Source organism: Faecalibacterium sp. 9 (assembly GCF_048320955.1).
In the GTDB taxonomy this organism is placed as follows: domain Bacteria; phylum Bacillota; class Clostridia; order Oscillospirales; family Ruminococcaceae; genus Faecalibacterium; species Faecalibacterium wellingii.
The window spans coordinates 1120471-1138301 of the sequence record NZ_JBLWGB010000001.1 but is presented as its reverse complement, the minus strand read 5'-3'; the positions used below and the strand labels follow the sequence as shown (position 1 = coordinate 1138301).

Sequence of the window (17831 nt, the reverse complement as noted above, 5' to 3'; positions counted from 1 at the left end):
AAAAATATCAAAGGAGAAGCTTCATGGATAAAATTGCGGTTTTGGTCCCCTGTTATAACGAGGCAAGAACGATCCGCAAGGTCGTTGCAGACTGGAAAAAGGCACTGCCTGATGCGGTGATCTACGTCTACGACAACAACTCCACCGATGATACCGCTGCCATTGCGCAGGCTGCCGGTGCTGTGGTGCGGCACGAATACCAGCAGGGCAAGGGCAATGTGATCCGCCGGATGTTCCGCGAGATCGACGCCCAAGCCTACATTATGGTGGACGGCGACGACACCTACCCGGCCGAGTACGGCCCCCAGATGGTGGAATTGGTGCTGGAACATCAGGCTGATATGGTGGTGGGTGACCGACTTTCCTCCACCTATTTTACCGAGAACAAGCGTCCCTTCCACAACTTCGGCAACTCGCTGGTGCGGTTTTCCATCAACTACCTGTTCCACACCAGCATCAAGGACATCATGACCGGCTACCGGGCTTTCAGCTACCTGTTTGTCAAGTCCTTCCCGGTGCTTTCGCGCGGGTTTGAGATTGAAACCGAAATGACCATCCACGCCGCTGATAAGAACATGCAGGTAGATAATCTTGTCATTGACTACCGTGACCGTCCGGAGGGCAGCGTCTCCAAACTGAACACTTATTCGGATGGATTTAAGGTACTGCGCACTATCCTGTGCCTGTTCCGCAATTACCGTCCCATGGCCTTCTTTGGTGCCATTGCCTTCGTTCTGGCCGCACTGTCTGCCATCTTTATGGTGCCGGTGTTGCACACCTATTTTGCCACCGGCCTTGTACCGAATTTTCCCACCTTGATCGTCTGCGGCTTTACCATGCTGGCAGCCATCCATTCACTGTTCGCCGGGCTGCAGCTGCAGAACTCTGTGCAAAAGAACCGGCAGGACTTTGAAATGAACTTGGTCCGCCTGCAGAATACTTATGAGCAGAAACTCCCTACCCCCCATTTGGATCCTGCCCAGAGCCATTAAGGAGAGACTAAAATGCTGGAAAACATTATCACGCTCCTTCTGCTTCTGGTACTCTGCCATGGGAATTATGGCACCATCTCCAACTTTTTGAGCAGCTTCTTCACCAGCATGGACATCACCGTACTGCACGCTTTCTCAGCTGCGCTGACCATTCTGCTGTTCGGACTGTTGTTTGTCCTATCCCGGTTTTTCATTGGCAAAGCAGCATCTGTATTGCGGCAGTTCAATCTGCCCGATGTTTGGCATTGCTTCCGGCAAAGCATCTGTCTGCGCACAGTGCTGCACCTGATCTTTGGTGTGGCAGGCTCGGCAGCTGCAGGCACTCTGCTGCTGATGGCTGTCTACCGGCTGCCCGTTGCCCCCATCCAGCAGCATTTAGCTGAGGACATTCCCTACACTGGTGCCGATCCCGATCATACCTACCCCTCTTTGTCGCCTTTCAGCAACAGTATGATAGACGGATTCACCGATTCGCTCATTCTGCTGGAATCCGGCAGCGATATCAGTGATACTCTGCTCCACAAAGCTCTTTTGATCCCGCACAGTGAGCTTTCCTCCCAGAACGATTCTGATATAACTCCTGCCCAGACTCTTTATGCTCATTATATAAAAGGTGTTCCGTTTACAGCAGTTGCTACCTACGCCCGCTACTGGCACGGCTACTTAGTCTTAACAAAGCCGCTGCTGTCGGTGTTCAACTTCCGGCAGATCCAGATCCTGAACGGCATCGTGCAGCTCGGGCTAGTGGCGCTGGTATGCTGGCTTTTGAAGCGGCGCGCCCTTGGGGCCTACATCCCGGCCTTTCTGCTGGTCTGGCTGATGCTGATTCCCCCAGCATTGTTTTTGTGTATGCAGTACACGCCCTGCTGGCTCATTGCGCTGGTATGTACCCTGCTTCTGCTGTGGATGGATGATGCACACCTTGCTTCCCACGGGTGGCTGGTTTTCCTTTACAGCGGCATCGCAGTGGCCTACTTCGATCTTCTCACCTACCCACTGATGGCCTTTGGCATCCCGGCGGTATTTTATGTGCTGCTGATGCGGCAGCAGCGCAGTGAGTACACGCTGGCCTGCCTTATACAGTCCGGCATCGTCTGGGGCTGGGGCTATGCTGCCATGTGGGCATCCAAGTGGATACTGGCTACCCTTTTTACCAGCGAAAATGTTCTGCGCGATGCCTTCTCGCAGGCAGCGCTGCGTTCCTCGTCTTCAACCGCCGTGAGCGGCATTGCCTGTTCGGCCATCTCTACTCTGTATGCGAACCTAAGTTTGTTTTTCTTCACACCTGCCTCACTGGCCGTTCTTGCGTTCATCTTTTATACAGCGTATAAGATGTACCGCGCCGGGCACCTGCCTTGGACGCAGCTGCAGGAACAACTGCTATTCTATGGTTTGTTGGGCGCACTTCCCATGCTATGGTATACCTTGCTTCGTAATCACTCGTATATCCACTCCTGGTTCACGAAGAATGCGCTTAGTGTATTTGTTCTGTGCGTCCTCTTTTCCTGCACGGCGATCCTTGAGCTTGTCTGTCAGCAGATATCTTCAGCCCCAAAGCGTTGATCTTTCCACAGCCCACATTGCTGTGTCTGATCCTGCCCGATTCACCGTTTCCTTCCTGCGATCCGGCTTTTTCTGACATACCAGACAAAAAAATGGTTCAGCTCTCTTGCAATCTGCCTGTGCACATGGTAAAATTGTACAGAAGTTTGCAGTTTTATTGTGCAATAGGTGCAATAACTGTGTGGGAGAGTTTGGGGCTCTCCTTATTTTCTGTTATGGACTAAGAGGGAGTGAATCTGAATATGACAACTGTAACCACTGCGCCAGAAGCGGAATACTGGCTGCAGACCGGTCGGATGGAGGAGCCCGGCGCAGAGCTTGGCATCCGCAAGCCGGTCACGGTCGATCGTAAGACGAATCTTCACGAGCACCGCGCTTACTGGTGTGTGCGCCGCGCACAGGATATCTTCTTTTCTCTGCTGGCGCTGATCGCGCTTTCCCCGCTGATGCTCCTTACCTGCATTGCAGTCTGGATCGACAGCCCGGGTGCAAGCCCGGTGTTCAGCCAGCTGCGGGTGGGCCGCAACGGCAAGCTGTTCCGGCTGTACAAGTTCCGTTCCATGTGCCCGAACGCTGAGAGCAAGCTCAACGATCTGCTGCAGGACAACGAGATGGACGGCCCTGTGTTCAAGATGAAGGACGATCCCCGCATCACCCGGGTGGGCCATTTCATCCGCAAGACCAGCATCGACGAGCTGCCTCAGCTGGTGAATATCCTCAAGGGCGATATGAGCATTGTGGGCCCACGCCCGGCTCTGCCCCGCGAGGTGGCCCAGTACACCCCCTATGAATGGCAGCGGCTGTATGTGACGCCGGGCCTGAGCTGCTACTGGCAGATTGCCCCGCACCGCAACCAGCTGAGCTTTGAGGAGTGGATGGCGCTGGATGTGAAGTATGTCAAGGAGCGCAGTTTCCTGGTGGACTGGAAGATCATCTTTGCAACCTTCCGTGCGGTGCTGTTCGGCCACGGAGAATAAATTTTTGCCTGAGAAGTGACAAAGCCTGTCCGCTTTGTCGCTTTCTTTTTTATCTATGGGCCTGCAGAAAAAAAAAACAGAGGGACGACGCGGGGTCGTCCCTCTGTTTTTGCTTAGATCATCAAATTACTTCAGCACGGCGCCCAGATTTGCACTGGTGACCATGCGTGCATAGCGGCTGAGCCAGCCGGTCTTGATGTTGGGTTCGGGTGCAACATACTTTGCCTTGCGCTGGGCCAGAACTTCGTCGCTGACCTCCAGCGTGATGGAGGCATTGGGGATATCAATGTTGATGGTATCTCCCTCCTCGATCAGGCCGATGGGGCCGCCGGAAGCAGCCTCCGGGCTCACATGGCCAATGGCTGCACCGCGGCTTGCGCCGGAGAAGCGGCCATCGGTGATGAGGGCCACTGTCTTGTCCAGCTTCATGCCGGCCAGTGCGGAGGTGGGGTTCAGCATCTCACGCATGCCGGGGCCGCCCTTGGGGCCTTCGTAGCGGATGACCACCACATCGCCCGGGACGATCTTACCTGCATAGATGGCGGCAATGGCCTCATCCTCGCTGTTGAACACACGGGCCGGGCCGGAATGCTGCTGCATCTCGGGAGCCACGGCGCTGCGCTTGACCACACAGCCGTCCGGTGCAATGTTGCCCCACAGGATCTGCAGGCCGCCGGTCTGAGAGTAGGGGTTGTCGATGGGTCGGATGGCCTTGTCGTTCAGGATGTGTGCGCCCTTGATGTTCTCGCCCAGCGTCTTGCCGGTAACGGTAGGCACATCCAGATCCAGCAGGCCCTTCTTGGCCAGCTCTGCCTGCACGGCAGGAATTCCGCCTGCGGCGTACAGATCCGGCATGTGGGTGGGGCCGGCCGGTGCCAGATGGCACAGGTTGGGGGTCTTGGCGCTGATCTCATTGAACAGCTTCAGGTCGATGGGCACACCGGCCTCATAGGCGATGGCCAGCAGGTGCAGCACGGTGTTGGTGGAGCAGCCCAACGCCATATCACAGGTCAGAGCGTTGCGGATGGAGCGCTCGTTGATGATCTGGCGTGCAGTGATGCCCTTCTTGACCATATCCATAATGGCCATACCGGCGTGCTTTGCCAGCTGCAGACGCTTGGAGTAGACGGCAGGAATGGTGCCGTTGCCGGGCAGTGCGATGCCGATGGCCTCGCACAGGCAGTTCATGCTGTTGGCGGTGTACATGCCGGAGCAGCTGCCGCAGCTGGGGCAGCAGTTGCAGGTGCAGTCCTCCAGCTGATCCTCGGTGATCATACCGGCCTTGTAGGCACCCACAGCCTCGAACATCTTGGAAAGGCTGACCTCTTCGCCGCCGTAGGTACCGGCCAGCATGGGGCCGCCGGAGCAGACCACAGCGGGCACATCCATGCGCACCGCTGCCATCACCATGCCGGGCACGATCTTATCGCAGTTGGGCACCAGCACCAGACCGTCCAGCTGGTGGGCCATGAGCATGGTCTCCACGCTGTCGCAGATCAGCTCGCGGGAAGCCAGCGAATACTTCATGCCCACATGGCCCATGGCGATGCCGTCGCACACACCGATGGCAGGGATCAGGATGGGGGTGCCGCCTGCCATCTCAACACCGGCCTTTACGGCATCGGCGATCTTGTCCAGATTCATATGACCGGGCACGATCTCGCTGTAGGCGCTCACCACGCCGATCAGCGGGCGCTCCAGCTCTTCCTTGGTATAGCCCAGTGCGTAGAACAGGCTTCGGTTCGGAGCACGCTCCGAGCCCTTGGTCACATTGTCGCTTCTCATTTCAAATCCTCTTTTCTGTCAAAAACCCTCTCCGTCACGGCTGCGCCGTGCCACCTCTCCCGAAGGGGAGAGGTTTTTGCGGAGGATCTATCTATAAGGTTCCCACTTTCAACAAAAGCTCCCCCTTTCGGGGGAGCTGGCCGCCGAAAGGCGGCCTGAGAGGGTTTTCCTCTTACTTCTTCAGCCAGCTCATCATGCCGCGCAGCTCTGCGCCGACCTTCTCGATGGGCAGCTCTGCTTCCATGCGGCGCTTTGCCAGGAAGTGCACCTTGCGGCCGCCGTTGGGGCTCATCTCGGTCAGGAACTCGGAAGCGAAGGTGCCGTCCTGGATCTCGGTCAGGACCTTCTTCATCTCCTTGCGGGTCTCGGCGGTGATCAGGCGCTTGCCGGTGCGGTAATCGCCGTACTCAGCGGTGTTGGAGATGGAGTAACGCATCTTGGAGAAGCCGCCCTCGTTGATCAGGTCAACGATCAGCTTCATCTCGTGGCAGGTCTCAAAGTATGCCATCTCGGGCTCGTAGCCAGCTTCCACCAGCGTATCGAAACCGGCGTGGATCAGCTCGGAAACGCCGCCGCACAGCACTGCCTGCTCGCCGAACAGGTCGGTCTCGGTCTCCTCCTTGAAGGTGGTCTGCAGGATGCCTGCACGGCCTGCGCCGATGCCGGAAGCGTATGCCAGAGCGATATCCTTAGCCTTGCCGGTGTAGTCCTGCTCCACGCAGATCAGAGAGGGGCAGCCCTCACCCTCGGTGTACAGACGGCGGACAATGTGGCCGGGGCCCTTGGGAGCGATCATGATAACGTCCACATTCTTGGGAGCGGTGATGGTCTTGAAGTGGATGTTGAAGCCGTGTGCAAAGGCCAGTGCCTTGCCCTCGGTCATGTAGGGAGCCACCTGCTTGTTGTAGATGTCGGCGCACAGCTCGTCGGGCACCAGCATCATGACAACGTCGCCGGCCTTGGCAGCTTCTTCCACTTCCATGACCTTGAAGTTCTCGTGAGTTGCTGCGAACTCAGAAGCCTTCTCCCAGTGAGCAGAGCCCTTGCGCAGGCCGACGACGACGTTCACGCCGCTCTCGGCCAGGTTCTCGGAATGGGCGTGGCCCTGGCTGCCGAAGCCGATGACAGCGACGGTCTTGCCGTCCAGCACGCCGAGGTTGCAGTCGGAATCGTAGTATTTCTTGATAGCCATGGTAGTTGTTCTCCTTTTTGTTTTGTGTTTATTCAGTGGCTGATTGTAAACATTTTATTTTTTCGCTCCTTGAGAGCGGAAAAGCTCAGGTCCGTTCCGGGCAGTGGGTCCCCGGCAGAGGCAGCTGTGCTTCGCGCACCTCCTGCGGAGGCTTCTGCATATGCTGATGCATCCCGCCGCGCTCCAGTGCGGTGACGCCGGTGCGGCACTGCTCCAGGATCTTATAATCCGCGAACATTTTCAGGAAGGCGTCGATCTTATCCGGCTTGCCGATCAGCTCAAACACCATGCTGTCCGGCGAAAGATCGATGATCTTTGCCTTGTAAATGCTGGCGATCTCCCGCAGCTCGCTGCGGTTGTGCACGTCGGACGCCACCTTCAGCAGCAGCAGCTCCCGTTCCAGCGATTTTTCGCCGTCCAGCACGAACACCTGACGGGTGACCTCCAGACGCTCGGTCTGCAGGATCAGCTGGCTGAGTGCCTTTTCGTCGCTGGTGATGGTAACGGTGATGCGGCTGACCGCCGGGTCGTTGGTAGCCGAAACGGTCAGGCTGTCAATGTTGAAGCCGCGGCGGCAGAACAGGCTGGACACACGGGCCAGAACACCGCTCTGGTTGTCCACCAGCAGGCTGATGACCCTGCGTTTGTTGGTTTCCATTTTGCTGTGTCCTCCTTATTCCATGATGATGTCGTTGATATCGCCGCCGCCGGGGATCATGGGCAGCACCTTTTCGTCCTTATCGATGATGCACTCGATCCATGTGGGGCCCTTCTGCTTGAGCGCATCCGCAAAAGCAGCCTGAAACTCCGGAAGGTTGGTGCAGCGGTAGCCCTTCAGGCCAAAGCCGTCTGCCAGCTTGACGAAATCCGTCTTGCGGTGGGGGTCGGTCTGGCTGTAGCGCCTGCCGTAGAAGGTGGTCTGCCACTGGCGCACCATGCCCAGCACCGAGTTGTTGAAGATCACGGTGATGATGGGCAGCTCGTAGCTCACAGCGGTGCAGGCCTCGTTCAGGTTCATGTGGAAGGAGCCGTCACCGGTGAACATGACCACCCGCTGATCCCGGCCAAGGGCCATCTGTGCGCCGATGGCAGCACCGTAGCCAAAGCCCATGGTGCCCAGACCGCCGCTGGTGATGAAGCCGCGGCTCTTGGCGTGGCGCAGATACTGCGCTGCCCACATCTGGTGCTGGCCCACATCGGTCACATACACGGCCTCCGGGCCGCACTGATTGCACACCTCTCCGATGACCTGATGGGGCATCAGGCGGGTGGGGTCGGACACCGGGTGGTAATCCTGTGCCTGCCACTCGTGGATCATGGCCATCCACTCCGGATGCTTTTTCTCCTTGATCTGGGGCAGCATGGCGTTCAGCACATAGGCCGCATCGCCCACGATGGAAAGATCGACCTCCACATTCTTGCCCAGCTCACTGGGGTCGATGTCGATCTGGATGATGGTGGCATTCTTTGCAAAGGTCTTGGGGTTCAGGGCCACACGGTCCGAGAAGCGGGTGCCCACTGCAATGAGCACATCGCAGTCGGCCACAGCGCGGTTGGAGGTGTAGCAGCCGTGCATGCCCACCATCCCGATGTTCATCGGGTCGCCGTAGGGCACGACGCCTGCGGCCATCAGGGTATAGGTCGCAGGGATCTCGGCCTTCTTCAGCAGGTCGCGCAACGGCTGGCAGGAAGCTGCGCTGCGCACGCCGCCGCCAAAGTAGACCAGCGGGCGCTGCGCCGCATTGATCAGGTCTGCCGCCCACTTCACCCGCTCTGCGTTGAAGGTGGTCACGGTGCGGATGGGCTCCGGCTTTTTGGGGGTGAACTCGCACACCGCCGCCGTCACGTCCTTGGGGATATCCACCAGCACCGGGCCCTTGCGGCCGCTCTGTGCAATGCGGAAGGCAGAGCGCATGGTATCGGCCAGCTCCTCTACCCGGCGCACCGTGAAGTTGTGCTTGGTAATGGGCATCGTGATGCCCTCAATGTAGGCTTCCTGAAAGCCGTCCTTGCCAAGGCCCGTCGTGGCTACGTTGCCGGTGAAGGCCACCATGGGCACCGAGTCCATATAGGCTGTGGCAATGCCGGTGACCAGATTGGTGGCACCCGGGCCGCTGGTAGCCAGCACCACACCGGTGCGTCCGGTGGCGCGGGCATAGCCATCTGCCGCGTGAGCCGCGCCCTGCTCGTGGGCGGTGAGCACATGGGTGATGCGGTCCGAATTCTTGTACAGCTCATCGTAAAGGTTCAGCACTGCGCCGCCGGGATAACCAAAAAGGGTGTCCACGCCCTGCTCGCACAGGACCTCTACAAAGATCTGAGAACCATTCAACTGCATGGTGTTGCTCCTATTCCTGTTCCACTTCTTATCCATTCCCTCAGGGAGAGCTTTTGAAAAAGAAAAAGAAAAAGCCCTTGTCCCCTGCTTCTTTCAAGAGACAAAGACCTTGTAACATCAAGCTCTCTGCGGTACCACTCTCGTTGGCGTGCTGTGCACACCCTCTCACGGGCTTCCAACAAAGCCCTGCACGGTAACGGCTGCAACCGGCGCTGCTTACAAGGGTTTTGCACCCGTTGGGCAGGCTGCTCCGGGATGATTTTCCGCACGAAACGCTGACTGCCTTGCACCAGACGGCAGCTCTCTGAACAGTGGGGATCGTGTGGTACTTTTTCCCATCTGCGCATTTGTTGATGTAAATTATACTATAAATCGGGCTTTTGTCAATCGATGATTTGTCTCCTGAAGCATCTCAAACATGAAGGGATTTGAACACCTCTTGCGCCTTGGCAGAAGCTGCTGTATACTTCTGATATGCGCGCCTGCGCGTTTATTTATACACGCTCAAATCAGAGGGACAGGAATATGAAACTGAGAGAATGGAATGCCCGGCTGCACGGGCTTGTTATTTTCCGCAGCCTGCTGGACGACCCCGTTGTGGCAAAGCTTGCGGATCTGACCGACCGCATGGAAGCCGGTGCGCCCGGCTGCGGCCCGGTGTGTGACGCCGTGGCACAATTTGAAGCGGCGCTGTTCGAGCACACCACCAACTGGGGCAGCTACCTCAGCGCCGCCGTGCTGGAAGCCGAGACCGTCTGCGTGCGGCAGGCTGCAGCGGGCACCCTTGCCCCGGTGCTGCAGACTGCACTGGACAGCGAGCTGGCCTTTTTGCAGGCCCTGTGCGGCCTGACGCTGGACGAGCTGCTGGCCGCAGCCGGTTCTGCTGCCGGTCAGGCACAGGAGCTGGACTTTCTTCCCCGGTGGGAGACGGCACAGCTGGATCTGCCTGCCGCCTACGCCCAGCGCATGAGCGAGGTGGGCAGAAAAGGCTACGGCATGTTTGCCAAGCACCATGTGTTCACGGTGGAAAACGGCCAGCTGGTGCCGGTGAAGTACCCCGACCCCCAGCGCCTTTCCGAGCTGCCCGGCTATGAGAAGGAGCGGGAAAAGGTCATTGCCAACACCAAGGCCCTGCTGGCCGGAATGCCCGCCAACAATGTGCTGCTGTACGGTGACGCCGGCACCGGTAAATCCAGCGCGGTAAAGGCCATTGCCAACGAGTTTGCCCCCGACGGCCTGCGGCTGGTAGAGGTGAAAAAGAACCAGCTGTACCAGATCCCGGATCTGATGGACAGGCTGGCGGCGAACCCGCTCAAGTTCATCCTGTTCATCGACGACCTGAGCTTTACCGCCAACGACGACAACTTTGCCGCCCTGAAGGCCATTCTGGAAGGCAGCGTAGGCGGCCGGGCCAAGAACATTGCGGTATATGCCACCTCCAACCGCCGCCACCTGATCAAGGAGACCCTGACCGACCGCACCGGCGATGACATCCACGAAGCCGACACCCGGCAGGAGCTGATGAGTCTTTCCGCCCGGTTTGGCCTGACCGTCACCTTCCAGCGCCCGGAGAAGGCCCGGTTCGAGACCATTCTGGCAGAGCTGGCAAAGCAGCACGGCATCGATATGCCCATGGATCAGCTGCTGGTAAAGGCCGAGGCCTTTGCCATCCGCGCCGGAGGCCGCAGCCCCCGGGTGGCAAAGCAGTTTATTGAACAGTGCGAGGCCGGGGTGCAGAAGTGACCCCCGCACCCTCACTCATTCCGCAAAAGAGCCGCGGGAACGCTGCTTTGCAGCATCCTGCGGCTCTCTTTTTGTCCGGTATTCAGAAACGGCCTGCGCGCGTTTACTCACGCACGGCGATGCACTCGATCTCCAGCTTTGCGCCCTTGGGGATGGCCGCCACCTGCACACAGCTGCGTGCGGGGAACGGCTCTGCAAATGCCTTGGCATACACGGCGTTCACGGCGGCAAAATCGTTGATGTCGGCAAGGAAGATGACCGTCTTGACCACATTTGCCATGGAAAGACCTGCCTCCGCCAGAATGGCCTTGAGATTTGCCAGACTCTGTGCAGCCTGCTCCTCCACGGTATCGGTCATCTTCCCGGTGGCAGGGTCTACCGGGATCTGGCCGGAAACGAACACCATATTGCCCAGATCGATGGCCTGACTGTAAGGGCCGATGGCGGCGGGTGCGTTGGAAGTAGAAACGACTTTCATGATAAAACGTTCCTTTCTTTTTTCTTCTATTATACTCTTTCGCTCACCAGCTGGAAACCCTCTTTTGCAAGTTCTGCACGGATCTGTTCGATCTGCGCCGCGTCGCGGGTCTCAAGGGTGAGCTTGAGGAAGCAGCTGGAGATGGGCATGTTGGGGTCAGAACCATCGTGCTGCACCGACACCACATTGCTGCCGCAGCGGGAAACGATCTCCGCCACCTTCTTCAGCTGGCCGGGCTTGTCCTCCAGTGCGATGGTCATGTTGGCCTTGCGGCCGCTCATCACCAGACCGCGGGTGATGACGCGGTTGAGGATGTTCACATCGATGTTGCCGCCGGAGACAACGCAGGCCACCTTTTTGCCCTCGACCGGCAGCTTGTGGAACAGCACTGCAGCCACCGGCACGGCTCCGGCACCCTCGGCCACCAGCTTCTGGTTCTCCATCAGGGAGAGGATGGCGGCAGCGGTCTCGTCCTCGGTGACGGTGACGATATCATCCACATACTGTTCGCAGATCTGGTAGGTCAGCTCGCCGGGCGTCTTGACCTGAATGCCGTCTGCAAAGGTGGAGGCTGCTTTCAGGGTCTGATACTTGTGCTCATGCAGACTGCGGTACATGCTGGGGGCACCCTCGGCCTGCACGCCGTACACCTTTACCTCCGGGCGCAGGCTCTTGATGGCAAAGGCCACGCCGGAGATCAGGCCGCCGCCGCCCACCGGCACAACGACCGCATCCACATCCGGCAGCTGATCCAGAATTTCCAGACCGATGGTCCCCTGCCCCGCGATGACCTGCTCATCGTCATAGGGGTGGATAAAGGTCATGCCGGTCTCTTCCTGCAGCTCCACGGCCTTGTCGTGGGCGTCGTCGTAGGTGCCGGGCACCAGACACACCTCTGCGCCAAGGTTCTTGGTGTTCTCCACCTTCATGATGGGCGCACCGTCCGGCATGCAGACGATGCTCTTGATGCCGCGGCGGGTGGCAGCCAGTGCCACGCCCTGCGCATGGTTGCCCGCCGAGCAGGCGATCACGCCCTTGGCGCTCTCCTCGGCGGAGAGCTGGCTGATCTTATAGTAAGCGCCGCGCACCTTGAAGCTGCCGGTGGCCTGCAGATTCTCGGTCTTCAGGTACAGATGGCAGTCCTTGGAAAGCTTGGATGCCTCAATGAGGTCGGTCTTGCGGGCAACGTCCTTGAGCACAAAGGCGGCGTGGTAGATCTTATCCAGAGTCAGCATGGTGATTCTCCCTCTATATGACACATTTTACTGTAATTGCATGTTTTTCAGTATAGATTAGCAAAGTTGTTTTGTCAAATGAATTTCCTTCATGATAAAAGCCGCAGAAAAGAGAGCGGCAATGTTTTCCGTCAAGACCGGCACGGCAGCTGCCTCTTGCCGCCCCGACCCCATCCGTGAAAAAGGGGTTCTGAAAAGCCCGCGGGCTTTTCAGAACCCCAAAATCTCAAATAATTCTTCCGCTGAAGCTGCTCAAAGCAACGCGGAGGGCATTTTAAATCGTCCGTTCCCCGCCATTGCCGCGCAGCGGCATTACCGTCCGCGTCCACCGCCGCCGCCATGGCTGGAGCCGCCGCCCATTCCACCGAAGGAGCCGCCGCCGAACGAGCCGCCCCCAAAGGAGCCGCCTCCGCGGGAGCCACCGAAGGACCCGCCGCCAAAGCCGCCGCCCATGGGAGGACGGGGCGGACGCCGGTTGTTGTTCCGGGGCGGGCGGGGCCGGTCATTGCGGGGGCCAGGGCCATAGCCCGGGCCGTATCCGGGACCGAAGCCGGGGCCCGGAGGAGGAGGCGGGCCGGGACGATAATGCCGACGGGCCGAGCCTGCCATGTAGCCCCATGCGAAGGGGCCCCAGTTCCAGCCCACTGCATGGCCGATGGGTGCAATGAACACCCGGAACACGAACAGCACGATGATCAGCATCACCAGCAAGGACATGAACAGGATCACGATGCCCAGAACGACATCCTCAAAGGTGGTGGGGCCATCGTCCGGCTCCGCGTAGCTGCCATTGTTGTAGCTGCCATCGTCGTAGCTGCCATTGTTCAGATTTACCCCATAAACACTTGCAATGGTGTCGGCCACATTGTTGGCACAGGTGGTCACGGCACCATCGTAGTCGCAGGCAGCAAAGTCATTTTCCATGGTCTGGGCGATGGCACTGGCCTGACTTTCCAGCGTGGTGTTGCGGAAGCCGTCGCCGTAGGTCACGTAGTAATCGCCATCCTCGTAAATGGGCGACTCCATCACCAGCAGGATCAGCACGCCGTTGTTGTTTGCGGCATCACCGATGCCCCATGCGTTGAAGGCCTGTGTTGCATAATCCTCAGTGGAATAATTGCCCGTATAATCTACAGTCAGTACGCCGATCTGTGCTCCGTTGCAGCTTTGTTCCAGCTGGTTGTTCAGATCGACGATGGTCTGGGTGGTGCTGTCGCTCAGAACGTTGGCGTCATCCACCACACACTGATCTCTGGGCAGATCCGGCAGGCTGGCGGCGGCAAATGCTGCCGGGCACAGAGCCGCTGCGCCCACCACAAGGGCCAGCACCAGAGCGCTCACGCGCTTTGCAAAATTTTTCATGCGAAGGGTTCAACCTCCTTTACCCCGGCAATGCTACCCAGCACGCTGGCCGGAAAGCCACCGGTCTCTTTCTGGTAGTCGTAAACGGCATCGTTGTACTGCAGGGTGCCGATGATGGTAGCCGCACTGTTGAACTGGCCGTACTGCCCCTGCACTGCGCCCATCTTCATGGGGTCTGCAGCCTGCTCCTGCAGCTTTGCATAGAGCTGGTCGATCCGCGAACCCAGCACCTCGTTGGCCTGATACAGTGCATGCATCGTGCTGCCCTGATAATAGGGCAGCGAGGTGAGCGCCTGCGCTTTGCCGCCGTTCTGCACCGCTTCCAGACAGGCCGAGAAGTCGTTCAGTGCGGTCTGTGCAGCCTGCACCTCGGCACTGTCGGCCCCCAGCGCGTTGCCGGCGGTGGTGATGATGTTCGCCGCCGTGTTCATGCGGGTGGTCAGCTCCTCGCTGAGGTTATAGCCATTGTCTGCCGCCACACCCACCGTATACCATTTGCGGGCTTCGTTGTACCGGCTGCGCAGCTTGGCGCTGCCAAAGCCCAAAAAGGCCGCCAGCATCACCACCACGCTCAGGGCCAGCGCCGCCGCCCGGGTGGAAAGGGTGGCTGGCAGCTTTGCTTCCAACCCTGCCAGCTTCTGCTGCAAAGGGGTCAGCGGCACAGCCTGCTCCGGCTGCTTTTGTTCACGGTAGCTGCCCGCGTCAAAACCGCCGGGAGTGCTGTTCTGTTTTTGCGAAAAATCTGCGTTTGCCATTTCAGCTCCGGATCTCCATCATTTTTGCTTTCAGTTCGTCCTCGATGCGGTTCAGCTCCTGCTCGGCGGCGGCACGCTTTGCGCGGCCCTCGCTCTGGATCTTGTTCAGCTCGTCCAGCGTCTCGATCAGGCTCTTGTTGGTCTGCTGCAGGGTCTCGATGTCCACCACACCGCGCTGGGACTCCTTGGCGGTCTCGATGGTACCCATCTTCAGGGCCTCGGCGTTCTTCTTGAGCAGGTCGTTGGTCATATCGGTAACGGCACGCTCGGCCTGCATGGCCTGCTGGCTGTGGGCCAGACCCAATGCCAGCACCATCTGGTTCTTCCACAGCGGAATGGTGTTGACGATGGTGGACTGGATCTTTTCTGCCATCATGGTGTTGTTGTTCTGCAAAAGGCGGATCTGGGGGCCCATCTGCAGGCTGATGTTGCGGGTGAGCTCCAGATCGTAGAGCTTCTTTTCAAAGCGCTCGCACTGGTCGGCCAGATCGCGGGCAGCCTGTGCGTCCTCCGGCAGGCCGGAAACCTTGGCCTTGTCCATGGCCTGCTGCAGCTCGTTTGCCCGCACATCGGCCAGCTTCTTTTTGCCGGCCAGGATATACATGCTCAGCTCCTTGAAGTAGGCCATGTTCAGATCATACATCTTATCCAGCATGGCGATGTCCTTGAGCAGCTGCACCTGATGGCCCTCCAGCATGGACTGGATCTTTTCCACATTGGTCTCGGCCTTGTTGTACTTCATCTTCATGGCATCCAGCTGGTCGCCCTTCTTCTTGAAGAAGCCCAGAATGCCTTTTTTCTCCTCCTCACCGGCATCAAAGCTTTTCAGCTCACCGATCAGGCTGGTGATCATGTCGCCCACCTCGCCCAGATCCTTGGTGGACACCTTGGAGAGCGCAGCCTCGGAGAAATCGCCGATCTTTTTCTGGCAGGCAGAGCCGTACTGCAGCACCTGCTGGCTGTTGGTAATGTCGATCTTTTCGGCGAACTGGTCCACCATGGCCTGCTCCTCCGGGGTCAGGTTCACCTGTGCCTCCGGAGCGGGGGCTTCCTGCTGGACGGGCGCAGCCTTTTCCTCCGCTGCCGGGGCGGGGTCCAGCGTCAGGGTGGGCACAGCGGGTGCATCCAGATCAAAGTTGAATGTATTGTCTGCCATAAGAGATTCCTTCCTTTCCAAATACCGGTTACCTTTTTCTTCAGCTCAGTCCCTGCCCCTTGAGCATGTTCTGCAGCACCGTGATGTCTGCAGAAAGGTCCATGCTCTCGGCGGCGTACAGGGCATCCAGCTGGTTTTCAAACGCCGTGGCAATGGAAGCAGCATTGTGCTCCACCTCGGTACGGATGGCGGCGGCATTCTCACCGCGCACGCCCTGCTTTGCCAGCTTTGCATACTGCTGCAGCACGTTCACCGCATCCGGCAGGTAGTAGTTTGCGAACCTGCGCACCTGCTTTGCCTTTTCCGGATTTGCTTCCACTGCCTCCACAATGGAGCGGCCCGCCTTTTCCATGCGGGTCATGGCGGCAGAGAGCTGCGGGTCCGGCAGCTGCTCGTTGAGGGTGTGCAGGGTATCCAGTTTCTGCTGGATGTCGGTCAGCATTGCGTCCACATCCTCCACGCCAGTGTGGAAGGGCACTTCGTGCTCCACCACCCGGGGCGGGCAGACCTTCTGCGCCGCGCCAAAGGCGATCAGGGCACCGCCCAGCGCCGCCAGCAGCGCCCACAGCTTATACACCGGCAGTACCGCGCACAATCCCAAAAAGACCAGCGCCATTGCATAAAATGGCAGAACGCTGGGCTTCTGAGTGCGGATGATCTTACTCATGAACCTTCTCCTTCTTTGGGGAAGCTTCCCCTTATGTTACCCATGATACCGCACCCGGCGAAAAACGCAAGGGTTTCACGGATAATTTACAACCTTGCAATCATTTGGAAATCCACGGGCCCAGCGCTTCGCCCCAGGCCGCGCGCAGCGTTTCCGGGCGGCAGGCGGCGTTTGCCGGGCTGGTGCTGGGCAGCTTGACGGCCGCGATGCCGGACACCGGCTGCAGATACTTTGTATAGATGCGGTAAGCCGCCGCACCGTTGCAGAACACCGCCTCGATGGGTGCCTTTGCCAGCAGTGCGGCGATATCATTCGGCACCGCATCCCGGATGGAAGCGTCCGACGCCCCGGTAATGGTGCAGCGTTCCAGCGTGTCCCAGAGGGCCAGACCATGGCGCAGGATGATCTGCTTTTTGGCTTCGATATCCTCCCGCGCGGGCGTCTGCTCCCCGGTCAGCGCGGCCAGCATGGGCCAGAAGCGGTTCTGCGGGTGGCCGTAGTAAAAGGCCATCTCGCGGCTTTTGGGGCTGGGCCATGTGCCCAGGATCAGCGCCCGGCTGTGCTCGTTATACACCGGGTCAAAGCTCATTGTCCGCCTGCACTTTCAATTTTATCCCAAGGCGAGCCAAGGTCGCGGCCGGACGGCACCGCTGTGGGGCCGTCGAACCACAGCTCCTCGATCAGTGCCGCCATGCCGTCCTCCCGCACGTCGCCAATGATGCGGTCGGCGGCAGCCTTTGCGTCCGGCGTGCCGTTTGCCATGCAACAGCCAAGGCCCGCTGCCTTCAGCATGCCCACATCGTTGGCAGAATCGCCTGCCGCTACGGCATCGGCCAGCGTCAAGCCCATTTTTTCACACAGGTCGGCAAGGCCAACCCCCTTGTCCATTCCACCGCGCACGATGTCGTAGTAGCACAGGCCGTCGGCATTCTGCGCACCCACCTGCATCCAGTGCAGGCCCAGATGGCCGTACTTTGCCGCAAAATCTGCCACGTGCTCCGGCGGCACTGCCGCAAAGGCCGCGTGGGGCATATCGATCAGGTGGCGGTCCTGATCTTCGCCATCCACGCAGTCCAGCCCGATGCTGTTCATCTGCTGGTAGCCCCTGTGCAGATATTCATACTCGCAGTAGGCGTAGCAGGCATCCCTGAAATTGAACTGCAGCGGATAGTTATAATCCTCGCAGAAATCCACCAGCGCATACATTTCCTCAGCAGTGAGCGGGTGCTCTGCCACGATGCGGCCCTCGCGGTCCACCACGCAGGCACCATTGCAGGTGATGGCGTAGTCGAACCGGATGCCGCCCAGCTGCCCCTTGAGGCTGACGCACGGATAGGCACGGCCGGTGCTGAGCACGAATCTGCCGCCTGCGGCCTGCAGCTTCTTTACCGCCTTGACCACCTTCTGGCGGGGCTTGCTCTCGCCAAAGGGCACCAGTGTATTGTCATAATCGCTTGCCAGAATCTTATATTGCATTCTTTTCTCCCCTATGGAACCAGTTTTGTACCAGTATACCATACTTTTTAAATTTTGGGGTGCATTTGTGCATAAAAATAAGGCTGTCGCACAGGATCTCATACAATAGCCT

The 17831-nt window shown here is 58.8% G+C and carries 16 protein-coding genes and 1 other annotated feature; of the genes, 4 read left to right on the top strand and 12 right to left on the bottom strand.

Features of this window, described 5'->3' with window-relative positions; all coding sequences use genetic code 11:
- Positions 1 to 23 precede the first annotated feature (23 nt).
- The 3 genes from ACKXF9_RS05415 (at position 24) to ACKXF9_RS05405 (ending at position 3532) form a co-directional block, all read left to right on the top strand.
- A complete protein-coding gene (locus tag ACKXF9_RS05415) occupies positions 24 to 992 on the top strand; it encodes a glycosyltransferase family 2 protein (RefSeq protein ID WP_418265527.1) in 969 nt (322 codons plus the stop codon).
- Between the two features lie 12 nt (positions 993 to 1004).
- Positions 1005 to 2555, top strand: a complete 1551-nt coding sequence (locus ACKXF9_RS05410) for a hypothetical protein (RefSeq protein ID WP_418265526.1) — start codon at positions 1005 to 1007, stop codon at positions 2553 to 2555.
- Between the two features lie 296 nt (positions 2556 to 2851).
- Positions 2852 to 3532: a sugar transferase gene (locus ACKXF9_RS05405; RefSeq protein ID WP_249238692.1), complete on the top strand. Its 681-nt coding sequence runs from the start codon at positions 2852 to 2854 to the stop codon at positions 3530 to 3532.
- A 126-nt stretch (positions 3533 to 3658) separates the two neighbouring features.
- Here the strand turns inward: ACKXF9_RS05405 and ilvD are convergent, their stop codons facing one another.
- From ilvD to ilvB, 4 genes are all read right to left on the bottom strand, one after another.
- Positions 3659 to 5317, bottom strand: coding sequence for a dihydroxy-acid dehydratase (gene ilvD / locus ACKXF9_RS05400; RefSeq protein ID WP_097774031.1), 1659 nt, complete (start codon positions 5315 to 5317; stop codon positions 3659 to 3661).
- Positions 5318 to 5489: 172 nt separating this feature from the next.
- The gene (gene ilvC, locus ACKXF9_RS05395) at positions 5490 to 6509 is read right to left on the bottom strand and encodes a ketol-acid reductoisomerase (protein ID WP_097774032.1); all 1020 of its coding nucleotides are present in this window, start codon (positions 6507 to 6509) and stop codon (positions 5490 to 5492) included.
- Between the two features lie 85 nt (positions 6510 to 6594).
- Positions 6595 to 7167, bottom strand: a complete 573-nt coding sequence (gene ilvN, locus ACKXF9_RS05390; RefSeq protein WP_418265525.1) for an acetolactate synthase small subunit — start codon at positions 7165 to 7167, stop codon at positions 6595 to 6597.
- A 15-nt stretch (positions 7168 to 7182) separates the two neighbouring features.
- The gene (gene ilvB, locus ACKXF9_RS05385; protein WP_249238063.1) at positions 7183 to 8847 is read right to left on the bottom strand and encodes a biosynthetic-type acetolactate synthase large subunit; all 1665 of its coding nucleotides are present in this window, start codon (positions 8845 to 8847) and stop codon (positions 7183 to 7185) included.
- Positions 8848 to 8940: 93 nt separating this feature from the next.
- Positions 8941 to 9198, bottom strand: a binding site (T-box leader).
- Positions 9199 to 9372: 174 nt separating this feature from the next.
- Here ilvB and ACKXF9_RS05380 point away from each other — a divergent pair.
- Positions 9373 to 10590, top strand: a complete 1218-nt coding sequence (locus tag ACKXF9_RS05380) for an ATP-binding protein (protein WP_418265524.1) — start codon at positions 9373 to 9375, stop codon at positions 10588 to 10590.
- 103 nt (positions 10591 to 10693) lie between these two features.
- Here the strand turns inward: ACKXF9_RS05380 and ACKXF9_RS05375 are convergent, their stop codons facing one another.
- The 8 genes from ACKXF9_RS05375 to ACKXF9_RS05340 all read right to left on the bottom strand — a co-directional run bounded on the left by ACKXF9_RS05375 (position 10694) and on the right by ACKXF9_RS05340 (position 17719).
- Positions 10694 to 11068, bottom strand: a complete 375-nt coding sequence (locus ACKXF9_RS05375) for a RidA family protein (protein WP_418265523.1) — start codon at positions 11066 to 11068, stop codon at positions 10694 to 10696.
- A 29-nt stretch (positions 11069 to 11097) separates the two neighbouring features.
- The gene (ilvA, locus tag ACKXF9_RS05370) at positions 11098 to 12303 is read right to left on the bottom strand and encodes a threonine ammonia-lyase (protein WP_249238061.1); all 1206 of its coding nucleotides are present in this window, start codon (positions 12301 to 12303) and stop codon (positions 11098 to 11100) included.
- Positions 12304 to 12615: 312 nt separating this feature from the next.
- Positions 12616 to 13665, bottom strand: coding sequence for a TPM domain-containing protein (locus ACKXF9_RS05365; protein ID WP_418265522.1), 1050 nt, complete (start codon positions 13663 to 13665; stop codon positions 12616 to 12618).
- Positions 13662 to 14420 carry a LemA gene (locus tag ACKXF9_RS05360; protein WP_418265521.1) on the bottom strand — a complete coding sequence of 253 codons (759 nt, stop codon included), beginning with the start codon at positions 14418 to 14420 and terminating at the stop codon, positions 13662 to 13664. The genes ACKXF9_RS05365 and ACKXF9_RS05360 overlap by 4 nt, the downstream gene beginning before the upstream one ends.
- Before the next feature lies 1 nt (position 14421).
- Complete coding sequence (locus ACKXF9_RS05355) at positions 14422 to 15576, bottom strand: toxic anion resistance protein (RefSeq protein ID WP_348584642.1); 1155 nt, start codon at positions 15574 to 15576, stop codon at positions 14422 to 14424.
- Positions 15577 to 15616: 40 nt separating this feature from the next.
- On the bottom strand, positions 15617 to 16243 hold the full coding sequence (locus tag ACKXF9_RS05350) for a 5-bromo-4-chloroindolyl phosphate hydrolysis family protein (RefSeq protein ID WP_418265520.1): 627 nt from the start codon (positions 16241 to 16243) through the stop codon (positions 15617 to 15619).
- 100 nt (positions 16244 to 16343) lie between these two features.
- Complete coding sequence (locus ACKXF9_RS05345) at positions 16344 to 16832, bottom strand: DNA-deoxyinosine glycosylase (RefSeq protein WP_418265519.1); 489 nt, start codon at positions 16830 to 16832, stop codon at positions 16344 to 16346.
- Entirely contained in the window at positions 16829 to 17719 is an 891-nt protein-coding gene (locus ACKXF9_RS05340; protein ID WP_249238055.1) for an HAD family hydrolase, read from the bottom strand. The genes ACKXF9_RS05345 and ACKXF9_RS05340 overlap by 4 nt, the downstream gene beginning before the upstream one ends.
- Positions 17720 to 17831: the final 112 nt, after the last annotated feature.

Coding starts and splice junctions, on each gene's coding strand:
- ACKXF9_RS05415 (WP_418265527.1), top strand. CDS start 24: ATGGATAAAATTGCGGTTTTGGTCCCCTGTTATAACGAGGCAAGAACG.
- ACKXF9_RS05410 (WP_418265526.1), top strand. CDS start 1,005: ATGCTGGAAAACATTATCACGCTCCTTCTGCTTCTGGTACTCTGCCAT.
- ACKXF9_RS05405 (WP_249238692.1), top strand. CDS start 2,852: ATGGAGGAGCCCGGCGCAGAGCTTGGCATCCGCAAGCCGGTCACGGTC.
- ilvD (WP_097774031.1), bottom strand. CDS start 5,317: ATGAGAAGCGACAATGTGACCAAGGGCTCGGAGCGTGCTCCGAACCGA.
- ilvC (WP_097774032.1), bottom strand. CDS start 6,509: ATGGCTATCAAGAAATACTACGATTCCGACTGCAACCTCGGCGTGCTG.
- ilvN (WP_418265525.1), bottom strand. CDS start 7,167: ATGGAAACCAACAAACGCAGGGTCATCAGCCTGCTGGTGGACAACCAG.
- ilvB (WP_249238063.1), bottom strand. CDS start 8,847: ATGCAGTTGAATGGTTCTCAGATCTTTGTAGAGGTCCTGTGCGAGCAG.
- ACKXF9_RS05380 (WP_418265524.1), top strand. CDS start 9,373: ATGAAACTGAGAGAATGGAATGCCCGGCTGCACGGGCTTGTTATTTTC.
- ACKXF9_RS05375 (WP_418265523.1), bottom strand. CDS start 11,068: ATGAAAGTCGTTTCTACTTCCAACGCACCCGCCGCCATCGGCCCTTAC.
- ilvA (WP_249238061.1), bottom strand. CDS start 12,303: ATGCTGACTCTGGATAAGATCTACCACGCCGCCTTTGTGCTCAAGGAC.
- ACKXF9_RS05365 (WP_418265522.1), bottom strand. CDS start 13,665: ATGAAAAATTTTGCAAAGCGCGTGAGCGCTCTGGTGCTGGCCCTTGTG.
- ACKXF9_RS05360 (WP_418265521.1), bottom strand. CDS start 14,420: ATGGCAAACGCAGATTTTTCGCAAAAACAGAACAGCACTCCCGGCGGT.
- ACKXF9_RS05355 (WP_348584642.1), bottom strand. CDS start 15,576: ATGGCAGACAATACATTCAACTTTGATCTGGATGCACCCGCTGTGCCC.
- ACKXF9_RS05350 (WP_418265520.1), bottom strand. CDS start 16,243: ATGAGTAAGATCATCCGCACTCAGAAGCCCAGCGTTCTGCCATTTTAT.
- ACKXF9_RS05345 (WP_418265519.1), bottom strand. CDS start 16,832: ATGAGCTTTGACCCGGTGTATAACGAGCACAGCCGGGCGCTGATCCTG.
- ACKXF9_RS05340 (WP_249238055.1), bottom strand. CDS start 17,719: ATGCAATATAAGATTCTGGCAAGCGATTATGACAATACACTGGTGCCC.